This is a genomic window from Agrobacterium sp. 5Ca39, assembly GCF_055382365.1.
Genome location: NZ_AP026437.1, coordinates 1596371 through 1620812 on the forward strand (window position 1 = coordinate 1596371; position 24442 = coordinate 1620812).

22 protein-coding genes are annotated in these 24442 nt (G+C 61.1%); 2 read left to right on the forward strand and 20 right to left on the reverse strand.

Going from position 1 to position 24442, the window contains the following annotated elements:
* Nucleotide 1: 1 nt before the first annotated feature.
* From ACZ47E_RS21025 to ACZ47E_RS21040, 4 genes are all read right to left on the reverse strand, one after another.
* Nucleotides 2-970, reverse strand: a complete 969-nt coding sequence (locus ACZ47E_RS21025; RefSeq protein ID WP_022562844.1) for an ABC transporter permease — start codon at nucleotides 968-970, stop codon at nucleotides 2-4.
* A 1-nt stretch (nucleotide 971) separates the two neighbouring features.
* Nucleotides 972-1916 (reverse strand): ABC transporter permease, encoded by a 945-nt coding sequence (locus ACZ47E_RS21030; RefSeq protein WP_022562845.1) that lies wholly within the window; start codon nucleotides 1914-1916, stop codon nucleotides 972-974.
* The gene (locus ACZ47E_RS21035; RefSeq protein ID WP_022562846.1) at nucleotides 1913-3406 is read right to left on the reverse strand and encodes a sugar ABC transporter ATP-binding protein; all 1494 of its coding nucleotides are present in this window, start codon (nucleotides 3404-3406) and stop codon (nucleotides 1913-1915) included. Before ACZ47E_RS21035 ends, ACZ47E_RS21030 begins: the two co-directional genes overlap by 4 nt.
* A gap of 102 nt (nucleotides 3407-3508) precedes the next feature.
* Nucleotides 3509-4531 carry a substrate-binding domain-containing protein gene (locus ACZ47E_RS21040; protein ID WP_022562847.1) on the reverse strand — a complete coding sequence of 341 codons (1023 nt, stop codon included), beginning with the start codon at nucleotides 4529-4531 and terminating at the stop codon, nucleotides 3509-3511.
* 289 nt (nucleotides 4532-4820) lie between these two features.
* Here ACZ47E_RS21040 and ACZ47E_RS21045 point away from each other — a divergent pair, with 289 nt between their 5' ends.
* Nucleotides 4821-5216 (forward strand): (R)-mandelonitrile lyase, encoded by a 396-nt coding sequence (locus tag ACZ47E_RS21045; RefSeq protein ID WP_022562848.1) that lies wholly within the window; start codon nucleotides 4821-4823, stop codon nucleotides 5214-5216.
* 86 nt (nucleotides 5217-5302) lie between these two features.
* Here the strand turns inward: ACZ47E_RS21045 and purU are convergent, their stop codons facing one another.
* From purU to ACZ47E_RS21070, 5 genes are read right to left on the reverse strand one after another with little or no spacing between them, the layout of a single operon-like run.
* Entirely contained in the window at nucleotides 5303-6187 is an 885-nt protein-coding gene (gene purU, locus ACZ47E_RS21050) for a formyltetrahydrofolate deformylase (RefSeq protein ID WP_022562849.1), read from the reverse strand.
* A 54-nt stretch (nucleotides 6188-6241) separates the two neighbouring features.
* Nucleotides 6242-6796, reverse strand: coding sequence for a sarcosine oxidase subunit gamma family protein (soxG, locus tag ACZ47E_RS21055; protein ID WP_022562850.1), 555 nt, complete (start codon nucleotides 6794-6796; stop codon nucleotides 6242-6244).
* Between the two features lie 13 nt (nucleotides 6797-6809).
* On the reverse strand, nucleotides 6810-9800 hold the full coding sequence (locus tag ACZ47E_RS21060) for a sarcosine oxidase subunit alpha (RefSeq protein WP_022562851.1): 2991 nt from the start codon (nucleotides 9798-9800) through the stop codon (nucleotides 6810-6812).
* Nucleotides 9797-10117 (reverse strand): sarcosine oxidase subunit delta, encoded by a 321-nt coding sequence (locus tag ACZ47E_RS21065; RefSeq protein ID WP_022562852.1) that lies wholly within the window; start codon nucleotides 10115-10117, stop codon nucleotides 9797-9799. The genes ACZ47E_RS21060 and ACZ47E_RS21065 overlap by 4 nt, the downstream gene beginning before the upstream one ends.
* 10 nt (nucleotides 10118-10127) lie before the next feature.
* Nucleotides 10128-11381 carry a sarcosine oxidase subunit beta family protein gene (locus ACZ47E_RS21070; RefSeq protein WP_022562853.1) on the reverse strand — a complete coding sequence of 418 codons (1254 nt, stop codon included), beginning with the start codon at nucleotides 11379-11381 and terminating at the stop codon, nucleotides 10128-10130.
* Between the two features lie 85 nt (nucleotides 11382-11466).
* On the opposite strand from ACZ47E_RS21070, the gene ACZ47E_RS21075 reads away from it, so the two are divergent.
* Nucleotides 11467-12513 carry a GlxA family transcriptional regulator gene (locus ACZ47E_RS21075; protein WP_022562854.1) on the forward strand — a complete coding sequence of 349 codons (1047 nt, stop codon included), beginning with the start codon at nucleotides 11467-11469 and terminating at the stop codon, nucleotides 12511-12513.
* Nucleotides 12514-12600: 87 nt separating this feature from the next.
* Here ACZ47E_RS21075 and ACZ47E_RS21080 read toward each other — a convergent pair whose 3' ends face one another.
* The 11 genes from ACZ47E_RS21080 to ACZ47E_RS21130 all read right to left on the reverse strand — a co-directional run bounded on the left by ACZ47E_RS21080 (nucleotide 12601) and on the right by ACZ47E_RS21130 (nucleotide 24389).
* Complete coding sequence (locus ACZ47E_RS21080; protein ID WP_022562855.1) at nucleotides 12601-13416, reverse strand: DUF2189 domain-containing protein; 816 nt, start codon at nucleotides 13414-13416, stop codon at nucleotides 12601-12603.
* 185 nt (nucleotides 13417-13601) lie between these two features.
* Nucleotides 13602-14996 carry an FGGY family carbohydrate kinase gene (locus ACZ47E_RS21085; RefSeq protein WP_022562856.1) on the reverse strand — a complete coding sequence of 465 codons (1395 nt, stop codon included), beginning with the start codon at nucleotides 14994-14996 and terminating at the stop codon, nucleotides 13602-13604.
* Nucleotides 14996-16258 carry an NAD(P)/FAD-dependent oxidoreductase gene (locus ACZ47E_RS21090; RefSeq protein WP_112636345.1) on the reverse strand — a complete coding sequence of 421 codons (1263 nt, stop codon included), beginning with the start codon at nucleotides 16256-16258 and terminating at the stop codon, nucleotides 14996-14998. The genes ACZ47E_RS21085 and ACZ47E_RS21090 overlap by 1 nt, the downstream gene beginning before the upstream one ends.
* Nucleotides 16255-17652 (reverse strand): NAD(P)/FAD-dependent oxidoreductase, encoded by a 1398-nt coding sequence (locus tag ACZ47E_RS21095; RefSeq protein WP_022562858.1) that lies wholly within the window; start codon nucleotides 17650-17652, stop codon nucleotides 16255-16257. The genes ACZ47E_RS21090 and ACZ47E_RS21095 overlap by 4 nt, the downstream gene beginning before the upstream one ends.
* Before the next feature lie 145 nt (nucleotides 17653-17797).
* A complete protein-coding gene (locus ACZ47E_RS21100) occupies nucleotides 17798-18592 on the reverse strand; it encodes an ABC transporter permease (protein ID WP_004445418.1) in 795 nt (264 codons plus the stop codon).
* An 11-nt stretch (nucleotides 18593-18603) separates the two neighbouring features.
* The gene (locus ACZ47E_RS21105) at nucleotides 18604-19482 is read right to left on the reverse strand and encodes an ABC transporter permease (protein ID WP_004445419.1); all 879 of its coding nucleotides are present in this window, start codon (nucleotides 19480-19482) and stop codon (nucleotides 18604-18606) included.
* A complete protein-coding gene (locus ACZ47E_RS21110; protein WP_022562859.1) occupies nucleotides 19479-20552 on the reverse strand; it encodes an ABC transporter ATP-binding protein in 1074 nt (357 codons plus the stop codon). The genes ACZ47E_RS21105 and ACZ47E_RS21110 overlap by 4 nt, the downstream gene beginning before the upstream one ends.
* Before the next feature lie 214 nt (nucleotides 20553-20766).
* The gene (locus ACZ47E_RS21115) at nucleotides 20767-21807 is read right to left on the reverse strand and encodes an ABC transporter substrate-binding protein (RefSeq protein ID WP_022562860.1); all 1041 of its coding nucleotides are present in this window, start codon (nucleotides 21805-21807) and stop codon (nucleotides 20767-20769) included.
* Between the two features lie 62 nt (nucleotides 21808-21869).
* Entirely contained in the window at nucleotides 21870-22535 is a 666-nt protein-coding gene (locus tag ACZ47E_RS21120) for an RraA family protein (RefSeq protein ID WP_022562861.1), read from the reverse strand.
* 15 nt (nucleotides 22536-22550) lie between these two features.
* Nucleotides 22551-23333, reverse strand: a complete 783-nt coding sequence (locus ACZ47E_RS21125; RefSeq protein WP_034496988.1) for a carbon-nitrogen hydrolase family protein — start codon at nucleotides 23331-23333, stop codon at nucleotides 22551-22553.
* A 147-nt stretch (nucleotides 23334-23480) separates the two neighbouring features.
* Complete coding sequence (locus ACZ47E_RS21130; RefSeq protein WP_004445429.1) at nucleotides 23481-24389, reverse strand: LysR family transcriptional regulator; 909 nt, start codon at nucleotides 24387-24389, stop codon at nucleotides 23481-23483.
* Nucleotides 24390-24442: the final 53 nt, after the last annotated feature.

The window sequence follows — 24442 nt, forward strand, 5'->3', positions numbered from 1 at the left end:
GTCACACACGCAACTGCTTTTGGCGGCCATAAAGCAGCATCAGCGCTAGCAACGTGACACCGAATATGATCTGCCGTGCCCATACATCGAGGTTGAGCGTTATCAGTACGCTTTGCAGAATGGTGAGCGCAACTGCGCCGGCCATGGTTCCGACATATCCGCCAGCCCCGCCGGCCAGCGAGGTGCCGCCAATGACCACTGCGATGATCGACGGAAGCACATACTGGTCGCCGACAGAGATGAAGGACGTGCCGGTATAGCCGATGACGCAAACCCCGGTCAGGCCAGCGAACAGGCCGGAAAGGCCATAAAGCAGCGTGCGGATCAGCGGAACAGGAAGACCTACCAGCGTCGCCGCCCGCTCGTTGGAGCCGATGGCGTAAATGGCGAAGCCGAAAGCCGTGCGGCGCAGGACGAAGAGCATGATCGCGGCGATGCCCAGCCAGACGAAGAGTACACCGGGAATGCCGAAGATGAGGGGACGGTTGATGAAGCCTGCGAGCAGCGGAGCCGCCGCACCTGACGGAACGCCCTGCGAATAAACCACCAGCCCGCCCTGGATGACCGCCGTCATGCCGAGCGTCATTACCAGCGGCGGAATGCGCACGAAGGTGATGCCGAGACCGTTGATGAGGCCGATCAGGAACGGAATGCCGCCCGCAACCAGAATGGCAAGAGGAATACCGGCATTCTGGGCGTTCATCATATTGCCGGCAAGCACCGCGCCGAGCGAGATCATCGCGCCGACGGAAAGGTCAATGCCTTCGCGTCCGCCGAGGATGACGAGATTCTGGCCCGCCGCTACGATACCGAGAATGGCGGCAATCGTCAGCAGCCGCACGATCTGCGATCCCTGTGCGAAGCCGGGCGACAACAATTCGCCGACAAGCAGCAGGAAAGCCGATGCGCAGATGGCGATGGTCAGGGGATCGGTGAGAAGGGTTTTGAGTTGCAAGCCGGGATTGGTCATATCAACGCCTCGTCACCAGAACGCCACCGGCCAGAGCCGTCAGCACGATCAGACCCTGCACCAGTGTCTGGTACTCGAAGGGCAGGCCCGCAAAGAAGATCACATTGCCGATCATGCCCAGCACCAGCGCGCCCGCGATCGACCCGGTCGAACTGCCGAAACCGCCGGAAAGCGCCGTACCGCCCAAGACCACCGCAGAGATGGAAGATAGCGCCAGACTTGCGCCGAGAAGCGGATCGCCCGAGGCCGTCTCACCCGTCAGGCAGAGCGCCGCCAGCGCGGAGAAAAGACCAGAGATCATGTAAGCGCCGATACGGATGCCGGAGAGGCGTAGCCCCGTCTGGAAGGCGCCGGTGCGATTGCCACCCACCGCAAGCAGATGCGTGTGAAAAGGAATACGCGACACGATAAGCGTGAAGGCGATGCCGGCAATCAGCACCCAAAGCACGAAGGGCAGGCCGACGAAGCTGCCGGAATAGGTCTGCCAATAGGCCTCCGGCACCGGCAGGCCCGCCTGCGGCAGAACCCAGATCGCCATCCCGGCAAAGATGATACCTGTCGCGAAGGTGGTCACGATCGGCTGGAAACGCAGGCCCGAAATGAAGAGGCCGTTGACCAGGCCGCAGAGTAGCCCAACGGTTACACCCGCTGCCATGCCGGCGAAGACAGCGCCAGTCGTGCCGCCAAGAGCAGCAATGACGCTGACGGTGACGACATTGGCGAGCGCCACGATGCTGCCAACCGACAAATCTATATCGCCCGCCAGAATGACATAGGTCTGGCCGATGGCGACCAGGATCAGCGGCAAAAACGTCGTCAGGTTCGATTGCAGCACGGAGGGCTGAACGAAGGATGGCTGCAAAAACGTGTTCACGGCAACGAGAACGGCCAGAACGACGAGGGTGATGATCCAGGGTTGCCTGCGCAGAACGCCTTGGGAATTCATGCGGCGTCTCCATAGGCGGCGCGGGTCATGTTGACGGATGTCATGTCGGCTCCGGTCAGTTCCGCAGAGATGCGTCCGCCGTTGAACACAAGAATGCGGTCGGCATATTCGAGGATTTCCGCATCTTCCGAGGAATAAAGAAGGATGGTCGCGCCGGCATCGGCCTGCTGACGCATCAGCGCAAAAAGATCGGCCTTGGCGCCGAGATCGATACCCTTGGTCGGATCATCCAGCAGAAGCAGTTTCGGCGCTGTGGCGAGCCAGCGGGAAATGAAGATCTTCTGCTGATTGCCGCCGGAAAGCGTGCCGATCGCCATATCCAGGCCGGCAAACTTCGTCTTCATATCATCCGCGACCTTTTGCACCCGCGGCTTCAGCGTGGCGGGTCGGACCAGCCGCATCTTTTCGCGCACCATCAGGGCCGCGACGAGATTTTCGAAGATCGAGCGCCCCTGAAGGGAAGCGTCACGCCCGCGGTCGCCAGAGACATAGGCAAAACCGCTGTGAACCGCGTGCGATGGCTTGCCGATGGTAATTTCACGGCCATCGAACCATGTCTGGCCCGTCGCAAAGGGCGTCGCGCCGAACAGCCCCTTCAAAAGCGCCGACTGTCCCTGCCCCTGCAGGCCGGCCAGACCGACGATTTCACCCGGATAGGCTTCAAGACTGACACCGCGCACGCCTTCGCCTGTAACATCCGTCACCTTGAGGCTGGGAGTTGCGGCAGCGCGTCCCTGCTGGCGGGCAGGTGCTGCGCGGACATCGCCGACCATATCGTGCACCACAGCTTCACGCGTGGTTGCCGCCGTATCGAGCTCCGAAATCGTTGCGCCGTTTCGCATCACGGTAATGCGGTCGCAGACGGCAAAAACCTCGTCGAGACGGTGGGAAATCATGATGGTCGAGACACCATCCGCCTTCTTAGCCCGGAGTATCTCAAAAAAGCGCTGGGACTGGCGACCATCGAGCGCTGCCGTAGCCTCATCCATAATCATGAGGCTGGCATTCTGGGCAAAGACCTTGAGGATTTCGACGAGCTGGCGCTGATCGGGCGGCAGAGTGCCAACGATCGCATCCGGCTCCAGTCCTTCGCCGGCCACGCCGTCAAACAGGGCGATCAGCCCTGCCGTCTCGGCTTTCAGCACCTTACGGTCAACAAAAATGCCACGTTTCGGCTCCCGGCCGAGAAAGATGTTATCGGCAACCGAAAGCTGCGGAACAAGGCTGAGTTCCTGGTAAAACAGCGCAATACCGGCGTCTTCGGCGTCACGCGGGCTCTTGAAGCGCACATCTTCGCCCTTGAATTTGATCGTGCCGCTTGTCGGCGCCACCGCGCCAGCAACGATTTTGCAGAGCGTGCTCTTGCCGCAGCCATTGGCGCCCAGCAGCGCGTGAATTTCACCGCGACCAACAGTCAGCCTGCCGTCGGAAAGCGCACGTACGGCGCCAAAATTCTTCGTTATGCCGGCCGCTTCCAAAGCGTTCGCCATCGCATGCCCCCGAATAATGCTTGTCACAGGCGGCCAGCCGACGCGCGGTCCGCACTCGAAATTCCGGTTCGGGCCGGCGCTTCCGCCGGCCCGGGACGGGTCTTATTTAAAGAACTCGCCGGCCTGTTCCGGCGTCACGGTCGCCGTGACGGACCAGTAACCGGGCTTGCCTTCTGCAGCCTTGATATTGTCCGCAAGGTTTTCGTTGCTGACGAAGGGGATCGGAATATAGATGGCGTTGCCATAGGTGCCGCCAAAGATACCGTCCTTGAATTCCTTGCCCTGAAGCTTCAGGACAGCGACATTGAGCGCACTGGCCATCACGCCGGGCGGATTGACCGAGGCGCCGGAGTTGAATCTTTCCTTTTCCCAGCGGGTCATGAAGTCCTTGCGGATTTCACCGGTCGCAGCAATGTCCTTCGTCTTGCCGGCGGCTTCGATGGCGCGCCACGCGCCGTCGGCCATGCCGTCCTGCACCCAGACACCGCTGATGTCGGGATAAGTGGCAAGCAGGTTCTGCATGGCCTGCTGCCCCTGCGCCTGATCCCAGCTCGCATTGGCTTCGTTCAGCACCTTGATGTCAGGATATTTCTTGAACACTTCGCGATAACCGGCGACGCGGGCTTCGTTTGCCGGATTGCCCGCGATACCGTTGATGGCGACGACGCTTCCCTTGCCCTTCAGCGCATCCGCCAGCCATTGCGCCGATTGCGCGGCCCATGCCTTCTGGTCGATGCCGACATAAATCGCATCCTTGGAGGACACTTCGGCGTCGGTTGCGATAACGAGGATGTTGCGCGCCTTGGCCTGCGCGAAGATTGGATCGAAGGCGGTCGGGCTGCCGGGATTGATGAGGATCGCATCAACGCCCTGGTTCATGAAATTGCGGATATGACCGATCTGCCCCTGCACGTCGACATTGCCGCTCTGGACGACAACCTCGACCTTGACGCCCTTTTCGCCCCACGCCTTCGCGGCAGCCTGAGCTTCCTCGATCATCTGCGTGCGCCATTCGCTGCCGACGAAAGAATTGGAAAGACCGATCTTGAAACTCTGTTCCTGCGCGTGCACGGACGTGCCCGCCGCCAGCACCATCGCGGCAGCAGCCAACAAATGTCTAAACATGAAAACTTGCTCCTCCAAGCAACGGATATCGACTATGAAACCGTTTACATCAGCGAATGTAACCGTTTTCATAAGTGAGTCAATCCCGAGATTGATTTTTGTCGAGCGGTCTGAAAAGGTCCCGGAAGCGGCCGGCTCAACTCTCGGAAACACGCGAGAATGAAGCGCGTGGCGGAGACCGGCGGCAGGGCTTCACAGAATGCGGAAAGCGATGACCCCGCCCCGCCCTGTGGGCGACGGCAGGCCACGCGCTTCACGCCGGCCTGGAACATCAGTCAGGAGAATGACCATGGAAATATTGCGCGCAGGAACACGGGCATCGGCAAAAGGCCCCGCGGCCTGGTTCACGGGCACGGTCCGCATCGATCCGCTCTTCAACCCCTTCGATGCAGAGCGGGTGCAGGGCGCTCAGGTTACATTTGAACCCGGGGCGCGAACGGCATGGCACACCCATCCCCTCGGTCAGACGCTGATCGTGGTTTCCGGTCTCGGCCGGGCGCAGCGTGACGGTGGCCCGGTGGAGGAAATCCGCTCCGGTGATATCGTCTGGTTCGCACCGGGCGAGAGGCACTGGCACGGGGCCGCACCTGATGTGGCCATGACCCATATCGCGCTTCAGGAGGTCAAGGACGGCAAGGTGGTGGACTGGCTGGAACAGGTCACCGACGATGAGTATGACGGTTGACCCGGCACCGGACGAGGGCGGCTGCCGTTCAGCAGCCCGCGCCTGTTCAAGGGGATGGCGGAGCCGGGGCTACGGCAGCGCCGCGCTCAGCCCATCCGCTCCGAGACATATTCTCCCGGCGAGGCGGGGAAAACCACGGTCCTGTTGCCATTCAGGAAAACCCGGTGGTGGATATGGGCATGTATCGCGCGCGCCAACACCTGGCTCTCCACGTCGCGGCCGAGTGACACATAATCCATCGCGCTCTGTGCATGGGTTACCCGGATCGTGTCCTGCTCGATGATCGGCCCTTCATCGAGATCGGCGGTGACGTAGTGGGCGGTTGCTCCAATCAGCCGTACCCCGCGCTCATAGGCCTGCTTGTAGGGATTTGCGCCCTTGAATGATGGCAGGAAGGAATGGTGGATGTTGATGATGCGGCCCGACATTTCCTGGCACAGCCGGTCCGACAGAACCTGCATGTAACGGGCGAGAACGACGAGTTCCGCGCCAGTATCCTGCACCACCTGCAGGATTTCCGCTTCGGCTTCCGGTTTTGTCTCAGGCGTGACGCGGATATGATGAAACGGAATGTCGTCGTTCACGACCTGCTTCTGATAATCGAGATGATTGGATATCACCGCGACGATCTTCACCGGCAATGCGCCGATGCGGGAGCGATAAAGCAGATCGTTGAGGCAATGACCGAAGCGCGACACCATGATCACCACTCTGGTTTTGCGGGAAAGGTCGTGGATGTCGTATTGCATGTCGAAGTCGACGGCGACCGGACCAAAACCCTCGGCGAGAGCGTCCCGCTCCAGCCCCTGCTCCGAAACGAAGCTCAACCGCATGAAAAAACGGCCGGTTTCCTGATCGGTGAATTGCGAGCTGTCATTGATATTGCAGCCGGACAGCGCGAGATATCCGGATACGGCCGCAACGATGCCGCTGCGCGCCGGGCACGAGACTTTCATGACATAGGTGGTCAAATCCTGCTCCCCTTGGTGGATCAGCTCCTGGACGGTTGTGAAACTGCAACGCGTTCAGGCGGTTTCGGCGGCGAGCTCCCTGCAGCCGGTTTCAAGCAGATGGCCGAGATGCGACGCGAAACTGTTCCAGACATCCATGCGGAACCGGTGTTCAGCATCTCGCCAAAGCACCACGGTCACGCCGTCGAAAATCGTCCGGCGTCCCTCGCCAACGGCAATGGTGTCAATGTCCCGGGCGCAGCCCAGCGTCAGCAGTTCGGCGGCTTGCGGACCTTCGATCAACATCGTCACTTCACGGCCAGAAATGTCGACAAGGCTATGGGGATGGCCAGCATAAACGCCCGCACATGCGGCAATCGGCCGATCGATTTCGTCCATCGGCGCCACGATGGTCCACTCGTCGGGACCGAGGCGTAGAGCTTCAACGTGACCGGAAGCGGCACGGGCGCCGATCCGCTCAGGCAGGCTCAGGCCGAGGGCGGCATTGAGCGGCGCCAGATCGCCGCGCGCGCGCAGCGAAAACCGGGCTTGTGCGGCCGAGATGCTGACCCGTGCCGCTTTGCTTTCGGCAAGCACGCCGGAAACGGAGGAGGAAACGCGCATGTTCATTGTCGGCTCCGGGTCAGATTTTAAGGCGGGTGTTTTCGGGATCGACAAAGACCATCCCGGTGATTTTCGCGGCGATGGTACGGTCCAGCATCGGGATGTAGACGGTCTCGCCCATCCGCTCATGACCGCCCTCCACCAGCGCCAGCGCGATCGGCTGGCCAACGGCATCCGAATGGTAGGATGATGTAACGTGGCCGACCATTTTCATCGGGATAGGCTGTTTCGGGTCGAAGACGATCTGTGCGCCCTCTTCCAGCTTCGAGCGGTCTTCCGTCAGAAGGCCGACGAGATGGCGGCGGCCCTTGGCGACGAGATCGGGTCGCGCAAGACCCCGCTTGCCGACGAAATCGGGCTTGTTCTTGCCCACGGCCCAGCCCATTGCCGCGTCATAGGGCGTGACGGTGCCATCGGTGTCCTGACCGACGATGATGTAGCCCTTTTCCGCACGCAGCACATGCATCGTCTCGGTGCCGTAAGGCGTGATGCCATATTGCTGACCGGATTCCCACAGGATTTCCCAGAGCTTGCGACCGAGCGGTGCAGGCACATTGACCTCGAAGCCGATCTCGCCGGTGAAGCTGACCCGGAACAGCCGCGCCGGCATGCCGGCCACGGTGCATTCCGCGCAGGACATATGCGGGAAGGCCTCTTCCGTGAGCTCCACACCTTCCACCAGCGGCGCGAGCAGCTTCGCCGCATTTGGCCCGTTCAGCGCAATGGTCGACCATTGCTCCGTGGTCGAGGTCAGCCAGACATTGAGATCGGGCCATTCCGTCTGGAGGTAATCCTCCATCATGTTCAGCACCCGGGCGGCACCGCCAGTCGTGGTGGTGACGTGGAAACGGTCGTCGGTCATGCGGCCGATAACGCCATCGTCGCGGATGAAACCGTCATCGCCGAGCAGCAGGCCATAACGGCAGCGACCGGCAGCCAGCTTTGTCCAGGGATTGGTATACATGCGGTTCATGAACTCGACCGCATCGGGACCGACAACCTCGATCTTGCCGAGCGTCGAGGCATCAAAAATACCCACACTCTGGCGCACCGCCCGGCATTCGCGGCGAACGGCGGCATCCATGTCCTCGCCCGACTTTGGAAAATACCAGGCGCGACGCCATTGCCCGACCGGCTCGTAGACCGCGCCATGGGCCTCGGACCAGCTGTCGATCTGCGTCTTGCGCGTCACTTCGAAATGCGCGCCGCGGTGATAACCGGCGAAGGCCCCAAAGGTTGTCGGCGTATAGGGCGGACGGAAGGTGGTGAGCCCCACTTCCGGCTGGCGTTTGCCCAGAGCTTCCGCAGCGATGTTGAGGCCGTTGATGTTGGACATCTTGCCTTGATCGGTGGCCATGCCATTGGTGGTGTAGCGTTTGACATGCTCGATGGAGCGCATGCCCTCGCGCACGGCAAGCCGCAGATCCTTGGCGGTCACATCATTCTGGTAATCGACGAAAGCCTTTGCCTTGCCGGCATCGCGGTCGCTCGGCAGTTCCGTGTGGGATACACCGCTGCCAATGCGGTCATGATCGACGGCATGACTGGAAACATTGGCGGTCTTGCCAAGGGCTGCAACGACTTCACGCCCCCGTTCCGCACCGTCCTTCAGTGCGGCCTCGATGCCCCAGAGCCCGCGACCGGCGCCTGCAATCACACAATCCTCATTGGTGAGCGCTGGCAGGAAGGTCGTCCGCTCGTCATCCCAGGCGATCTTACCCTGTGTGTGGGAGAAGAGATGCAGCGACGGCGTCCAGCCGCCCGACATCAGCACGGCATCGCAGGCAATGTCCTGACCTGCGCCGACCGTGGAACCATTCACCGGATTGACGTGAACCGATTTGACGCGCAACCGCCCCGACGTCGCCGTGACCGTATGTGAGAGCTTGACCGGAATGCCGAGCGCACGCGCCTCGTTTACCAGCTCCTCGCGCACCTTGGCGCGGGTATCGACGATGGCCTGAACAGGTGCGCCAGCACCGTGAAGATCGAAAGCGGCATACCAGGCGCTGTCATGGCTCGTCACCACCACTGGCCGGTTACCGACCTTGACGCCATAGCGGTTGAGATAGGTCTGGGCGGAACCTGCGAGCATCACGCCCGGCCGGTCATTGCCGTGGAAAACCAGCGGCTTTTCCAGTGCGCCCTGCGCCAGCACCACCTGCCGGGCTCTTACCCGCCAGAGGCGTTCGCGCGGCACATCCTTCGGTACGGTTTCGAGATGGTCGGTCAGCTTTTCGCAAAGGCCGATCATGTTCTGGTGGTAATAGGCAATCGCCGTGGTACGCGTCATCACCTTGACGCCCCGATCCTTCAGCGCCTCCACTTCGTCAGCAAGCCAGACCCAAGCGGGCTTGCCATCAATCTTCGCCTGCGGTTCCGAGAGCAGCGTGCCGCCGGCTTCGGCATTTTCATCGACCAGCACGACCTTGAGACCCTCGACCGCCGCCGCGCGCGCGGCTGCGAGACCGGCGGGACCGGCACCGACAATCAGCACATCGCAATGCAGGTTGCGCGAGGCATAGGTGTCAGGATCTTCTTCCGTCGGCGAAACGCCGAGACCCGCGGCCGCGCGGATGAAGGGCTCATAGACCTTGTTCCAGAAGCTCTTCGGCCACATAAAGGTCTTGTAGTAAAAACCGGCCGAAAACAGCATATAGGCCATGTCGTTGACAGCGCCGATATCGAATTTCAGGCTCGGATATTTGTTCTGCGAGGTGGTTTCCAGCCCGTCCCAGATTTCCTGCACCGTGGCGCGGGTATTCGGCTCGAACCGGCCGGCGCTACGGCGGGTGCCGATCAGCGCATTCGGCTCCTCGGAACCCGCCGCCACCGGGCCGCGCGGGCGGTGGTATTTGAACGAGCGGCCCATGAGATGCACGCCATTGGCGAGAAGCGCGGAGGCGACGGTATCGCCCTTGACGCCGCGATAGGTCTTGCCGTCGAAGGTGAAGCTGACCGAACGGGAAGCATCCACCCGGCCCCGGCCGGAAACGCGATAGGAGTTCATTTCGACACCTCGGAGCTTGCGGTCAAGCGTGTCAGGGAGGATAGTTCAGGGCGCGGCTCACCCGCACGATAGGTCGTCAGGAAACGGTCGCTCACCGTGTCGCGCACGGCGTTGAAGAAGCGGCCGCAGCCATGCAGGTGCCGCCAGCGTTCGAAATGCGGACCTTTGACGTTTTCGCGGATGAACAGGAATTCTTCCCATTGCTCATCTGTCTGCGACGACGGGTCGGCGGCGCGAACGACATGGGCCTGCCCGGCATAGGTGAATTCGGCTTCGGGCAGCGTTTCGTTGCAATAGGGGCAGCGGATCAAAAGCATCGTTATGTCCTCAGTGCGCCACGGCAGCGGCAGCGGCCTCGTCGATCAGGCGGCCGGATCGGAAGCGTTCCAGCGTGAACGGCGCGTTGATCGGGTGCGGTTCGTTTTTGGCGATGGTCCAGGCGAAGGTGTGGGCAGCACCCGGCGTGGCCTTGAACCCGCCAGTACCCCAGCCGCAATTCACATAAAGACCGGCAACGGGGGTCTTGCCGAGGATGGCCGAGCGATCCGGCGTGACATCAACGATACCGCCCCATTTGCGCAGCATCCGCATGCGGTTGAAGATCGGGAAGATTTCGACGATGGCCGCGATCGTATGCTCGATCAACGGCAGGCCACCGCGCTGCGAATAGGATGTATACTGGTCCGTGCCCGAACCGATCACCAGCTCGCCCTTGTCCGACTGGCTGATATAGGCGTGCACGGCGTTCGACATGACAACACAGGGGAAAATCGGCTTGATCGGCTCCGATACCAGCGCCTGTAGCGGATAGCTTTCGAGCGGCAGGCGGACACCGGCCGTATCCATGACGACAGAGGTGTGGCCGGCGGCCGAAACTGCAACCTTCTTCGCCTTGATGAAGCCCCTCGCCGTCTCGACACCGGCAACGGAACCGTCGGCGTTGCGGCGAATAGCGGTGACCGGGCAGTTCTGGATGATATCCACACCGCGCGCGGCAGCACCGCGCGCATAACCCCAGGCGACCGCATCGTGGCGCGCCGTGCCCGCACGCTCCTGCAATGCGCCGCCCATGACAGGGTAACGGGCGTCAGGCGAAAGGCTTAAGGGCGGGCAATATTCCTTGCATTCCTCAGGCGTGAGCCAGCGATTGTCGACACCGTTCAGGCGATTGGAATGGATATGACGCTTGAAGCTCTGCACGTCGTGCACATTATGGGCCAGCATCAGCACGCCGCGCCGCGAATACATGACGTTGTAGTTCAGTTCCTGGCTGAGATTTTCCCAGAGATCGACGGCGTGATCGTAAAGACGGGCGCTTTCGTCATAGAGATAGTTGGAGCGGATGATCGTGGTGTTACGGCCGGTATTGCCGCCGCCAAGCCAGCCCTTGTCGATAACCGCAACATTGGTGATGCCATGCTGGCTGGCCAGATAATAGGCCGCCCCAAGCCCATGGCCGCCGGCACCGACGATGATCACGTCATATTCGGCCTTCGGCTGGCTGTCGGGCCATTGTTCTTCCCAGTTTTTATTGCCCGTCAGGGCATTCTTCAAAAGACTGAAAGCATTAAAACGCGTCATGATCGGACCCGACGGTTGGAAAATCTGTTGTCGTAAAAGCTAGGATCATTTGCCATCGCCCGGCTGGACAATCGCGTCTGTTTGCATGAATATTTGCGTCATGAAATCGCACGTCGCCAAAAAACGCCTTAGCGTCGCCTTCCTGCTTGCCGACCGCTTCACGCTGTCAGCCTTTGCGAATTTCGTCGACGTGTTGCGCCTTGCCGCCGATGAGGCGGACCGCTCCCGACCCATCCTCTGCGAATGGTCGGTGCTCTCCGCAACGCTCGGCAGCGTGCAGTCGAGCTGCGGCGTGAAAGTGCAGCCGGATACGCGGCTGAGCGATGCCGGTCACTACGACTACATCGTCGTGGTCGGCGGATTGATCAGCGATCATAGCGCCCTGCCGCCGGAAGCACTGCGCTTCCTGAAAGACCGCGCAACGGCAGGCGTTCCGATTGTTGGCCTCTGCACCGGCGTCTTCATCCTCCACGAAGCGGGGCTGCTCGATGGCTATCGCTGTTGCGTAAGCTGGTTCCACCACCAGGATTTTCTCGACCGTTTCGATACGGTTCAGATGATATCCGACCAGATCTTCGTCATCGACCGCGACCGGCTGACCTGTTCGGGCGGCCATGGTGCCGCGCATCTGGCGGCTTTCCTCGTCGAGCGCCATGTCGGCCAATCCGCCGCCATCAAGAGCCTAAACATCATGATGATCGACAGCGCGCTGAGCGGTGAGAAACCCCAGCCGGGCCAGCAGAGCACACGTAAGGCCAGCGATCCCCTTGTCAAAAAAGCGATCCTGCGGATGCAGCAGAATATCGAGGTTCCCAAGACCGTGCTGGAACTGGCAAGCGACCTCGGCCTTGGCCGCCGCAGCCTCGAGCGGCGTTTCCTCAATGATCTGAAGGCCACACCATCCAAGGTCTATCTGGAGCTCCGTCTCGACCGGGCGCTCTCGCTCCTGCGCACCACGCACGACCCCATCACCCAGATCTCGCTTGCCACCGGCTTTTGCGACGCACCCCATCTTTCCCGTACGCTTCGAACCGAGCGCGGTTTTACGCCCAGCGAATACCGCAAGACACAGGCCGGCCACACGGCAACTGAGGAAGAATTTGCCGTTGGCGTGCTGCTTCCAAAATCCTGAATGTGGTGCGCCGATCTCACGAACCGCCGCTTTCGAAGGTTGCCCGTCATTGCCGCAAGAACGGCACGACAGGGTTACTTGATAAATTCAAGACACACGGCTGGAATAATCGGGGACGATCATTTTCCGATAAAGGTGCCAAGTAGAATGGCCGAGAACGGGCACGACAACCGCTAAACCGACGAATGCCGGGATCGTCCCGAGAACGAGCAGCGCAGCGACAATCAAGCCCCATAGCGCCACCGGAACCGGGTTGACAAGCGTGGCACGGATGCTTGCATCCACCGCCGCGACCGCGCCGACATCCCGATCAAGCAGCAGAGGAAACGTCACCACCGTTGTCGCCAGCACGATGACGGCAAAAACGAAACCAGCCAGATTGCCCCAGATGACGAGAGAGAGCCCCTGCGGCGTTATCAATACATCGGAGAGAAAGGCGGAGAGCGAAACCGGAGCGGCCGCCTCGAAATTCACGGTGTAGATGTGCTGCGCAACAATCAGCCAGACAGCGAAAAGCGCAAGCAGCATGACGGCGACCGCGATGATCGACGGCAGTGCCGGAGAGTGACGAACCTCCAGCGCGTGCCGCCACGAACTATCCAACCCCTGTTCGCGCCTTCGACTGATTTCATAGAGGCCGATCGCCGCGACTGGGCCAATCAGTGCAAAACCCGACATCAGGGGATAGATCAGCGGCAGCATATTAGCGCCGGCACTCCACATCACTATGAAAACACCGGCGATCGGATACATGAGACAGAGAAAAAAATAATGGGACGGCTTTTCCTTAAAGTCCTCCAGTCCCAGCCTTAACGCGTCGGCTATATCTGCAATACCAATCTTGCGGACTTCCGGGCGGGCAAATTCGCCACTCGCACCGGCCATGACATGGAATGCCGTCATAGCACTTCTCCTCCTGCGCCATGATCCGGCTTGCAGTATGGGAACGCCCGGCGACTTTCACCCGTGCGTCAAACAGCAACCGGCCGACTTGTAATTTATCAAATTTCGTCGCCTTTGTCGCCTGTTCAATCCACCCACTGCTCCCTCTACGCCAAGGGAAGCGTGACAGCGGTTGCCAAGGCGCCTTATCGCCCCCAGCAGCGGGCATTGTCTATGGCGCGTGCGAACCGGGCGTGATCTTCGGCGCCGACCGATCCATCGGGCGCGAATATCTCGGTCTCGCGCCGCATGGCGGCGACATCAATGCCGCACAGTTCGGCCAGCCCTAGCGCCGTCAACTCGCGCATGGCCGGCACGCAAATGGTCCGGCCGCTGGCTGCTGCCAGAAAGCGGACAAAATAGCGGCTGTTCGACAGGCCGCCATCGATGGAGATCGTGTCGCCTATGGGAGCAACAGCCGATGCAGCTTCGATCAGCCGCGCCGTCAGCAGGGCAATACCTTCCAGCACCGCGCGCACCATGTCACTCCGCTCGGTGGCGTGGTTCATACCAATGAACAGCGGCACCGCGTGTCTGTCCCAATAAGGCGCGGCAAGGCCCGAAAACGCGGGTACGAACGCGAGACCACGGCGAATGGCCGATGGCCCCTCAAACCAATCGAGTTCGGCATTTTCAGCGTAGAGGCCAATCTTTTTCGCCCATTCGACCGCCGCGCCGGCATCATAGACGCCGCCTTCAATGGCGAAAACGGCGGGCGCGCCCTGCATCTGCCAGGCAATTGTTGGCAGAAGCTCTCCCGTCGATGGGCGCCCGTTACCGGCAACGGACAACAGAAACGCCCCCGTTCCGAAAGTTATCTTGCAATCGCCTGCCGTGCGGCAGCCGTGGCCATAAAGTGCGGCCTGCTGATCAACGATGGAAACGCGGATGGGCGTTCCCTCGATCGAACCGAAACCGCCGTCGACAGGGCCGACCTTGGGCAGGCAATCCATCGTCACGCCATGCAGCGCGCAGAGCTCCGGACTCCAGTCTCCGGTTGAAAGATCCAGCAGCCCCGTGCGCGACGCCGTCGCAAGGTCGGTGCGGAAACTGCTCGTCAGCCGGTCCAGAAAGAACGCGTCGGTGGTGCCCAGCCGCAAACGCCCGGCTGCCTTCGCCTCTGCCACTGCCGGATTGTGCCTGACCAGCCAGGCCAGTTTGCTGGCCGAAAAATACGGATCAAGCGGCAGCCCGCAAATCTCTTTCGAAAGATGTGTTGCCGAGGGCGGCAGGGCGGCCAGCGTTTGGGCGGTGCGGGCATCCTGCCAGACGATGACCGGCGACAGCGCCTCACCGCTGACGGCATCCCACGCCAGACAACTTTCGCCCTGATTGGCGATGGCGATGGCGTCCACCGGCCCGGCGGCGGCGAGCACCGCGCGGATATTAACAAGCAGTTCTTCCGGATCATGCTCAACATGATTGGCGGCGGGGTAAAATTGTGTGTGACGCCGGCTGGCCACAACCTCCGCCGTGCCGCCATCGATCACCACAAGGCACCGGGTTGACGTCGTCCCCTGGTCGATCGCCGCAATGCGCATCAACTGGTCTCCTGAAAATGAAAGGAAATCTGAGCCGCTTCAAACGCCGCAGCGGGAATGGGCACAAGCACACGGCGTTCAGGGAACCACTGGCCGGTCTTGCTCCACACTTCCTTTCCATCGAGACGAAGCGAAAGCATGCCTCGAACGCGTCTGGTGAAACGAAGCTGGAAGTCGCGAAAAGCCGGTCGTTCAAGCCCGCCAGGCCGCAGCATGGCGGGGACTACCAGCTTGAGCGGTTCAGCGAACGTGACGAGAACGCCCGGCGCGCTGCAGGGTGCCCGGGCGAGATCGTCGGCCACCGCCACGCCAACCCGACGGCCTTCGCGAAACGCCCAGCCGCCCGTTTCCACGGCCCGCAAGACATTTCCGCCGGCGAAGAAGATCGGATTGGCCATTCGCCCGTCCTGGTCGATCAACGGCCCGGCACTGCCTGCCGCCACCTCCACCGGGGATGCATCGAGAAGCGCCGCCTCCGGCGTGAACCGCCCGGTGAGCAGAACACCATCGCATTGAACTGTCAGGATACGACCATCCACCAGACGGATATCCGCCTCCTCGACCCGGCCGCGTCCGCGGATATCCGTGAGTGCGGCGCCACAATGAAAGGGCACCCCAACAACCGGCGGGAAGCATCGAAAAGGCCACCGCGCGAGTGGATAAGGCTCCGGCTCGATCATCGCTACCGGCCGGGCATGATGCGTTAGGCAGGTCAAAAGCGCAGAAAAGGAAACCAGTTCCGAACCGACGATCAGCGGCCGGCGAAATGGCACGATGCCGTGAAAGGCGACATAGGCTTGCAGCGTGCCGGTAGTGAGGACGCCCACCGGCCTGTCACCGGGCAGAAGCCGCGCGGAGCGTGGTTTTTCCCGCGCGCCCGTGGCCAGCACGATACGCCGGGCCTTCAGTGTCTCGACGCCGCGTGCCGATGTCACCAGCAGCGTCCCATCCTGCCCCAGTTCGACGACGGAATGACCGGTGCGGATATCGATACCCGCTTCCTGCGCCTGCCACTGCAGGCGTTGCGCATAAGCCGGGCCGAAATAGACGCGTCCGAATTCGCGCATGCCAAAGGGCGAATGCACGCAATGCCGGGTCGCGCCGCCGAGAGCGGGTTCACGGTCGAGGATCATCACGCGGGGGATACCGCGCGCTTTCAGCTCCAGCGCCGCAGCCACGCCCGCCGGACCGCCGCCGACCACGATGACATCTGCATTCTCAATGTTTTGATGCACGCGCTGAAACGGCTCCCCGGCGCTCATAGGTCCGCTCCCTCCCGGACGGAAAGCGGCGTTGCCAGACGGTCGCCGGTCATCGCGGCCAACCGCGCGTTACAATAAAAGCCCTGACAGCGCCCCATGCCGGCGCGGGTACGCCGCCGCAGGCCTCCGAAATCGCCGGGTGGCACCGGGCTCAAAAATGTCGCCTCGATTTCCCTGCGGGTGACGAGTTCGCAATGACAGACGATTTCGCCGTGATCGGCACGCTGCCAGTCCCGCCCGCAGGTTTCGGTCAGATTGGGCATCGTCACTTCAGGGATTGAGGATGGCGGGTTAAAACGCGTACCGAAACCTTCGTGAAGCCTCAGCGCATGCTGCGCCAGTCCGAGCGCGGCACTGAGGCCCGTGGAGCGAATGCCGCCGAGCGTGATCGCCCGCCGGTCTGGCCGGGTGGAAATCCGGTAGTGTTTCTTTTCAGAGGCCGGGCGCAGACCGGCATAAACAGCGGTCACGGAAACGGAAGCCAGCGCGGGAACGATCTCCGTACCGCGTTCCAGCAGTCCTTTCAGCGTCGCCGTCTCGACCGTCGCGCGTTCGCGATCTTCCTGCTCTTCCGCCGTCGGACCGACAAGAACGTTGCCGAAGGCGGTCGGGCACACCACGATGCCCTTGGTGATTTCGGTCGGAACGGGCAGAACAATGCGCGGCACATACCTACGGGCAGCCTTATCAAGCACCACGAACTGCCCCTTGCGGGGCTTGATGATGAAGTCGGGCGGAAATCCCAGACGTGCGTCGACGATATCTCCGAACAGCCCGGCGGCATTGACGACGCTGGCGGCAAATATGGTGCCCGCCGTCGTCTCTATCTGCCACACGCCGTCGAATGCACCGGACAGGACCTCCGCGTTGCGCAGCAGCTGGGCACCCAGCGCCACCGCCTGCGTGAGATAGCCGAGCGGCGCGGACCAGGGATCGATGATATGTTCGCCCGGAACGTCAAGTGCGGCGACAAGGCGGCCGGACAGGCCCGGCATGGCTTCACGGGCCTGCTCGGCCGTGCGTAACTCAAGCCCGGCAATGCCGTTGCGCCGCCCCTGTTCGGCGATCCCCTGCAGTTTTTCCGCTTCGCCCGGGTTCCAGGCGCAGACCAGTGCGCCCGTTTCGACGATGCTGAGACCCATCGGGCGATGAATGGAGAGATATTCCGCCCGGCCTGCCTTCACCAGTTCCAGCTCCAGGCTGCCTTCCGGCGCATCGAAACCGGTATGGAGGATGGCGCTATTGGCCTTGGAAGCGCCGGAGAGGATGTCGGGGCCTTTTTCGATCACCACCACCTTCGCACCGGCCAGTGCGAAACGGCGGGCGACCGCGCAACCGACGACACCGGCGCCAATGACGGCGACATCAAATTCCGTAGAGGGGGTCTCGGCCATGGGCTTACCTTTGCCTTCGTCGTTCCAAGCGAGATCAACAGGCGCGACGAGTCGCACCGATGCAGAAGCGGTGTTGATAAACGGGGATGAAATCTTCGTCTTTGCCAGTCAGGGGCAGCCGGCACCGGCCGGCGACCCCGCGACTTTACTTCACAAAAGTCTTTGTCAGGCCCGCCGTGCGGTCAACGATGAAGACGACGGCAAGTGTGAGCACGATCAAGAGAACGGAAATGGCCGCAACAAGCGGATCCGCCTGCGTCTCCACATGCTGATACATGGCGACCGGAAGCGTGGTGATGCGCGGACCCGTGAGGAACAGCGAAATCACGGCTTCGTCGAACGACACCAAAAAGGAAAGCGCCGCCGTCGCCACGACACCCGGCGCAATCATCGGCATGGTCACGCGGCGGAAAACCGTGAGCGGCGATGCGCCCAGGGTGGAGGCGGCCTCTTCGAAGATCAGCGGCAGGCCGGCAAGCGAGGTGGTAAGCACACGCAGCGCATAAGGCAGCACGATGATGAGATGCGCGATCACCAGACCGGTGAAGGTGCCGAGCAGACCGGCACCGGCAAAGACGATGAGGATAGCAAGGCCGAGAACGATTGTCGGCAGCAGCAGCGGCGCGGTGAAGAAGGCGAGAAGCGCGTCCGCGCCGATGACCCGCATGCGAACGATGGCATAGGAGGCCGGCAGCGCGATCAGCATGGACAGCACGGTGACGATGATGGCGAGAAGGGTGCTGGTGCCCAGCGCTCCCATCATCTTCGAATTATGCATGAGATCCACATACCAGCGCAGGCTCCAGCCCGAAGGCGGGAAAGCCATGTAGCTATCGGCCGAAAACGAGATCGGCACCACGAGCACCACGGGCGCCAGCAGAAAAACGAACATGATGAAGGCGACGATTTTCAGCGCCAGCGGAACGGGACGTTCTTCCATCTTTGATCTCCCTAAAGAATGGCCCGCAGAAGCCGGGAATAAAGCACCAGAGCCGCACCGAAGATCACGAGAATGATCATCGACAACGTCGCAGCGAGCGGCCAGTTGAGCGTCACGATGGCCTGATCGTAAATTTCCGTCGCCAGAAGGAAGACACGCCCGCCGCCAAGCAGCTTGGGGGTGATGAACGAACTGACGGCGAGGACGAAAGAGAGCAGGCAACCGAGCGCGACACCGGGCATGGTGAGCGGCACGATGATGCGCCAGAACACCTTCCAGGGCGATGCGCCGAGTGTTTCGGCCGCCTCCTCGACACGCGGATCGAGCCTGCCGAAACCGGCAAGCAGCGCCAGGATCATATAGGGCATCAGGATTTCGGTGAGACCGATGACAACGCCGACCTTGTTGAACAGCAGCCGCACACCGCTTTCCGCACCGAATGCGAAGAGGATATTGTTGATGAGGCCGTCATCGGCAAGGATCGCGATCCAGCCATAGGTACGCACCACGGCCGAGGTCAAAAGCGGCGAGATGACCAGTACCAGCAGCAGCGTCTTCCAGCGACCCTGCGCCCGGTGAAGATAGAGCGCGATGGGATAGGAAGCGATAAGCGTGAGGACGGTGATCAAGAGGCTGGTCAGAATGCTCTGGCCGATCAGTTCGATATAAAAACCGTCGGTCAGCGTCGATGTCCAGTTGTCGAGTGTGTGGGCTTCGCCAAGACCGCCGCCGCCGAGGCTTTCGCGGAAGGAAAGCAGGAGCAGGTTGAAGACCGGCATCACAAAGGCAAGGCCGTTGACCGCGATGATCGGCCCGAGAAGAAGCGTTGCAAGAAACACCATGGAGGATGTGCGGCTGCCGGGAGCCGTGATCATGACCGCCGCTGTCATTGGTTTGCTCCGAAGACCAGCGTGTCCTCCACGCGCCAGACGAGGCTGACTGTGCTGCCCGCCGCCACCGGCGTTTCGCCGCCTGATGTGGCACGCTCTACGGACAGCGTCTGGCCGCCCGCGGCGATCTCGTAATGGAGGATGTCACCGGCATAATAGACATCGCGGACTTCACCGGCGATACGATTGACCGGTGCTCCCTCGAAATCGGGCGCGACGTCACCGGCCACCGTCATGGCCATGCGATGCGGCCGGACCATAAGGTCGATCTTGCCATTGTGCGAACCGGGCGCCCGCAATACCGCATCACCGACCGTGATGTGATCGCCGACCGCGTTTCCGACCAGGCGGTTGGTGCGGCCGACGAAAGAAGCGACGAATGCCGTCGCCGGGCGCTCGTAGAGGTCGTGCGGCGTGCCGAGCTGTTCCAGACGCCCGCCATTGAGGACGGCGACCTTGTCGCACATGCTGAGCGCCTCCACCTGATCATGGGTGACGAAGATTGAAGTGATGCCGAGCTGTTTCTGGATACGGCGGATTTCAGAGCGCATCTCGTCGCGCAGCTTGGCGTCGAGATTGGAAAGAGGCTCGTCGAACAGGAGAATGGAGGGCTGGATGACGAGAGCACGTGCCAGTGCGACGCGCTGCTGCTGGCCGCCGGAAAGCTGGGCCGGTCGGCGGTCCTCGCGCCCTTCCAGACGAACCATGGCGATTGCCTCACGGGCACGCCGTTCCGCTTCCGCAGCCGGCACCTTGCGCATTTCAAGACCGAACATGACGTTCTTGAGAACCGTCATATGCGGGAACAGCGCATAGCTCTGAAAAACAAGGCCAATATCGCGCTTGTAGGGCGCAAGCCGGGTTACGTCCTTACCATCGATCAGGATCGAGCCCGACGTCACCGGGGCAAGCCCGGCAATCATGCGCAGCGACGTCGACTTGCCGCAGCCGGACGGACCGAGAAAGGCGACCAGTTCGCCTTTGGGTATCTCGAGATTGAGATTATGCACGGCGACCATGGTTTCATAGCGCTTGGTCAGCGAACGAATTGAGAGAAATCCTGGCTGCATGATGTCTGAAGTTCCCATTCTGGCTTTTTGCCTTTCTCCAGAGCATGTCAGACACTTGGCGTCTTGAACATGTCCTGTCCCTTGCGCGCCGACCCACCTCGCCACCGACCCGAGCGTCGGTGGGGAAGATGAGCCGAGGGGTTTGGTATGCTGCTTCCGCAGCCGATAAGGGGTGCGGAAGTCTTGCCATTTCTCACGCCAGGCGCGAAAAGCCTCAGCGGCTGAGCGGAATGACCTTGCGACGCCAGTCCTGCGTGATCTGGTCACGAACCTTCGAGAGGCCGATCCAGTCAACCGGAATGACCTTGTCCATCGCCTTGACGACCGTGCGATCGCTGACATCGGCAGCCACCGTGGCCTTGGCATTGGTCGGCGCATAATACATGGCGGCGGTGAAGGCGGCCTGGGCTTCCGGGCTCAATGCATAATCGACGAACTTGCGGGCCGCCTCGGACGAAGGGCCTCCTTTGACGAGGTTGAGCGTATTGATCTGGAGGATTGTACCTTCCTTCGGAAGAACGACCTTCATCTTGCCCTTGGAACCATCGGCATTCACCTGGCTGCGGGCGTTCCAGCCCACGCCCAGCGATACCTGGCCATTGACGACATTCGGATAGACTTCCGGTTTCGGTTCCCAGGTCTGGACGTTCGGCGCGACTTCGGCCATCGCATTGATGCCGGCGTCGATATTCTTGATGAAGTCTTTGCCGCCATTCATGTGATCCATGATGATCGTCGTGCCGATACCGACGATGTCAGGGGCGCTCAGCATGGCGACCTTGCCCTTGAAGGCGCTGTCTTTCAGGGCATTCCAGCTGTCCGGGGCGGTCTTGACCGCATCGGTATTGTAGATGAGAACCAGGTTGTCGAAAGTCACGCCAACACCGGCCACACCTTCGAAGCGGGCGTTCGGATAAAGGTCGGCGACATTCTTCGTCACGCTTTCATCGATCTTGTCGAACAGGCCTTCATCCGTGCCGGTTTTGGCAACAGAGACATCCATCAGCGCGATATCGGATTGCGGTGCAGCTTTCTGGGCGCGCAGCGAGCCGAGCATGGCGGCAGAACCCTGCTGCGGGAAATATTCGACCTTGATGTCAGGGTTGGCGGCCATGAAAGGCTCGATGACGGCCTTCGTGTAACGCTCCTGGAAAAGGCCGCTATAGCCGAGGAACGTCACGGTCTGCTGGGCCTGCGCCGGCAGGGCAGCCGCACCGAGCATGAGAATCCCACTCAGAAGTATCGTTTTCTTCATTGTCCTGTTCTCCTCTATTGTTATTGGGAGTGGCGAACGGATCCGCCACCCGTAAGCCTGTGTCAGGCGCTGAGCTTGGCCTGGACGAATTTATTGGCGCCCGAAATATCCGGCAGCTTCTCGCCGTTGCGCAGGCGCTCCAGAAGCACGATCTCGGCTTCCTGCATGCCGATGGCGCGCTCCGCCATGGCGCGAGCCTGGCTCGGATGAAGGGCGACCACGCCGCTCTCATCGCACAGGATCGCATCACCCGGATTGATCACCTGGCCGCCAACGCTGATTGGAATATTGATCGCGCCTTCCAGACCGAGGATCTTCGTGGTGATCGGCGACGGGCCGCGGCACCACATGGGCATGTCCACCTTGGTAAACTCCGAAAAATCGGTCGCCGGACCATCGACGACACCGGCTTTGACACCGGCCATCTTCATGGTGTTGGTGATGACGCCGCCCCAGCACGCGTGGCGGGTATCACCGCAACGGTCGATGAGAACGATATCGCCCGGACGCACGAGTTGCGTCAGGTAGTGCAGCATGGTCGAATCCGCATTCGGGATGCGAAGCGTGACGGCGGTGCCCGCCACGCGCTTGCCCGAAAGGACCGCCCGGATTTCAGGATCGACGAAACCGGAATGGAGCACATGGCCGATCGTCGCGACTTCGACCTTTTCAAGAAGTTCGATGATGTCGGGGCCGATCTGTTCCGGCATGGGGTTAACGATAAACATTGGGTCTTTCTCCGATCAGAGAACGTGGTGGTTCGCCACCGGCACGTTGGCGCGCACCTTGGCCGAATAGTCGAAGTCGAGAGCGGCGCCGGCTGTACCGACAGTGTCGGAGCATTGCGCGACGATGTGACCCCACGGATCGATGACCATGGAATGTCCCCAGCAGGCTTTCTTTCCACCCGCATGGGTGCCGATCTGTCCGACGGCAAGGAAATAGGTCTGCGTCTCGACGGCGCGGGCGCGGGCCAGCACTTCCCAATGGTCCTTCCCCGTCATCAGCGTGAATGCAGCCGGCAGAACGATGACATCCGCGCCCTTGTCCCGCAGCGCACGAAACAGTTCCGGGAAGCGGATATCGTAGCAGATGCCGCAACCGACCGTCTTGTCGCCAACCTTATAGGTTACGACCTCTTCGCCGCGGGCGACGGAATCGGATTCGCGGTAGCTGATGCCGTTCGGCGTATCGACGTCGAACAGGTGAATCTTGCGATAACGGGCGATCTGCTTGCCATCAGGGCCGAAAACGAGGGTCGAATTATAGAAGCGGTTGCCTTCCTTCTCAACGATGGAGCCGGCATGGAGCGTTATGGCATGCTTCTTCGCGAGCCCCGAAAGCAGCGTATAGATTTCACCGCCGGGAAATTCCTCGCCGCTTTCATGCATCTCCTGAGGATTATCTCCAAGAAATGCAAAGTATTCAGGAAGAACAACAAGGTCTGGATTGTCCGCCTTGACTGCCTTCTCAATCAAATCGACAGCAACCTTCAGGTTCTCTGCCTTGTCATTCTGGGTATTCATTTGAACAAGTGAGACTTTCACGTTGCTCTCCTCTCATGTTGCGAGGAGAATTAAGAACGGGAACTGTTTTCGTGACAAACGGAAAAACTCTATCGAAACCCATAAGATAAGCTTATAGATTAATCATCTTGCAATGCAGCATAAAAATTAAGCTGCGGCGGTCATCCACTGAATCGTGGTTTCACTGACGATTTCCGTCGCCATGTCGGCGATCGCGCGGGCGAGCGCATTGTCGCCTCGCTCCTGGTAAACCGTGTGAAAGGTCAGGGGCGGCACCGATGGCGTGATGTCGAGAATACGCGCTTCGCCAGATTTGATGATGCCGTCCACCAAGACACGCGGCAGCGCACCGACGCCGACGGCCGTGGCCACGAGGCGTGTCATGATCGACAGCGAATTCGAATTATAAATCCGGCTGTCGGACAGGCCGTGCGAATCCAGAAGCGCCCGCAACGCCTGATGCGGCTGCGAGCCGGTGGAGAAGGTAAGCAACGGAAAATGCGCGATATCTTCAAGCGTCACGCCGGTTTCCGGCAGCGGCAGTTCGACCGCGCCCACCCAGCAGGATTCGAAGGTGCAAAGCGGTGAGTTATAGATGTCAGCAGCCATGATCGGCCCCATGATGAAGCCGACATCCACCTCGCCGTTCTGGATACGCTGTGAAAGTTTCAGGCTGGTATCGATTGTCAGATCCAGACTGACGCCGGGATATTGCTCGTTCATGCGGCGGATGAGAAGCGGCAGCCAGGCATACACGATCGTATCGGCAGCACCGATCCGCACAGTCCCCCTCAGCGCTTCCCGATTGCTGACGATTTGCCGGAATTCGCCGGTGAGGTTGACGATCTTTTCGGCATGTTGCAGCGCCAGACGACCGGCGGGCGTCAGGTTGACGCAGCGCACATCACGCGTGAACAGCACGACGCCGAGCTCCCGCTCCAGCGCGGCGATGCGGTTTGAAACAGATGCCTGGGTCGTGTGCAAGCGTTCCGCGGCTGCCGAAAAGCTGCTCAATCGGGCAGCCCAGAGAAAGGTTTCGAGGAATCGGGTATTCATGGCTCAATCTTCTCGGATGGCTGCGCGATCCAGCTTCAAGTCTCTGGCGTCGT

What these genes read in the sequence shown, in the direction of transcription:
- ACZ47E_RS21120 (WP_022562861.1), bottom strand. Translation starts at nt 22,535, where the DNA reads ATGTTTATCGTTAACCCCATGCCGGAACAGATCGGCCCCGACATCATC.
- soxG (WP_022562850.1), bottom strand. Translation starts at nt 6,796, where the DNA reads ATGAACATGCGCGTTTCCTCCTCCGTTTCCGGCGTGCTTGCCGAAAGC.
- ACZ47E_RS21065 (WP_022562852.1), bottom strand. Translation starts at nt 10,117, where the DNA reads ATGCTTTTGATCCGCTGCCCCTATTGCAACGAAACGCTGCCCGAAGCC.
- ACZ47E_RS21070 (WP_022562853.1), bottom strand. Translation starts at nt 11,381, where the DNA reads ATGACGCGTTTTAATGCTTTCAGTCTTTTGAAGAATGCCCTGACGGGC.
- ACZ47E_RS21115 (WP_022562860.1), bottom strand. Translation starts at nt 21,807, where the DNA reads ATGAAGAAAACGATACTTCTGAGTGGGATTCTCATGCTCGGTGCGGCT.
- ACZ47E_RS21025 (WP_022562844.1), bottom strand. Translation starts at nt 970, where the DNA reads ATGACCAATCCCGGCTTGCAACTCAAAACCCTTCTCACCGATCCCCTG.
- ACZ47E_RS21085 (WP_022562856.1), bottom strand. Translation starts at nt 14,996, where the DNA reads ATGCGCATTGCGGCGATCGACCAGGGGACGACGTCAACCCGGTGCCTT.
- ACZ47E_RS21095 (WP_022562858.1), bottom strand. Translation starts at nt 17,652, where the DNA reads ATGGCCGAGACCCCCTCTACGGAATTTGATGTCGCCGTCATTGGCGCC.
- ACZ47E_RS21090 (WP_112636345.1), bottom strand. Translation starts at nt 16,258, where the DNA reads ATGAGCGCCGGGGAGCCGTTTCAGCGCGTGCATCAAAACATTGAGAAT.
- ACZ47E_RS21060 (WP_022562851.1), bottom strand. Translation starts at nt 9,800, where the DNA reads ATGAACTCCTATCGCGTTTCCGGCCGGGGCCGGGTGGATGCTTCCCGT.
- ACZ47E_RS21035 (WP_022562846.1), bottom strand. Translation starts at nt 3,406, where the DNA reads ATGGCGAACGCTTTGGAAGCGGCCGGCATAACGAAGAATTTTGGCGCC.
- ACZ47E_RS21040 (WP_022562847.1), bottom strand. Translation starts at nt 4,531, where the DNA reads ATGTTTAGACATTTGTTGGCTGCTGCCGCGATGGTGCTGGCGGCGGGC.
- ACZ47E_RS21130 (WP_004445429.1), bottom strand. Translation starts at nt 24,389, where the DNA reads ATGAATACCCGATTCCTCGAAACCTTTCTCTGGGCTGCCCGATTGAGC.
- ACZ47E_RS21125 (WP_034496988.1), bottom strand. Translation starts at nt 23,333, where the DNA reads ATGAATACCCAGAATGACAAGGCAGAGAACCTGAAGGTTGCTGTCGAT.
- ACZ47E_RS21080 (WP_022562855.1), bottom strand. Translation starts at nt 13,416, where the DNA reads ATGACGGCATTCCATGTCATGGCCGGTGCGAGTGGCGAATTTGCCCGC.
- ACZ47E_RS21030 (WP_022562845.1), bottom strand. Translation starts at nt 1,916, where the DNA reads ATGAATTCCCAAGGCGTTCTGCGCAGGCAACCCTGGATCATCACCCTC.
- ACZ47E_RS21100 (WP_004445418.1), bottom strand. Translation starts at nt 18,592, where the DNA reads ATGGAAGAACGTCCCGTTCCGCTGGCGCTGAAAATCGTCGCCTTCATC.
- ACZ47E_RS21110 (WP_022562859.1), bottom strand. Translation starts at nt 20,552, where the DNA reads ATGCAGCCAGGATTTCTCTCAATTCGTTCGCTGACCAAGCGCTATGAA.
- ACZ47E_RS21105 (WP_004445419.1), bottom strand. Translation starts at nt 19,482, where the DNA reads ATGACAGCGGCGGTCATGATCACGGCTCCCGGCAGCCGCACATCCTCC.
- ACZ47E_RS21075 (WP_022562854.1), top strand. Translation starts at nt 11,467, where the DNA reads ATGAATATTTGCGTCATGAAATCGCACGTCGCCAAAAAACGCCTTAGC.
- ACZ47E_RS21045 (WP_022562848.1), top strand. Translation starts at nt 4,821, where the DNA reads ATGGAAATATTGCGCGCAGGAACACGGGCATCGGCAAAAGGCCCCGCG.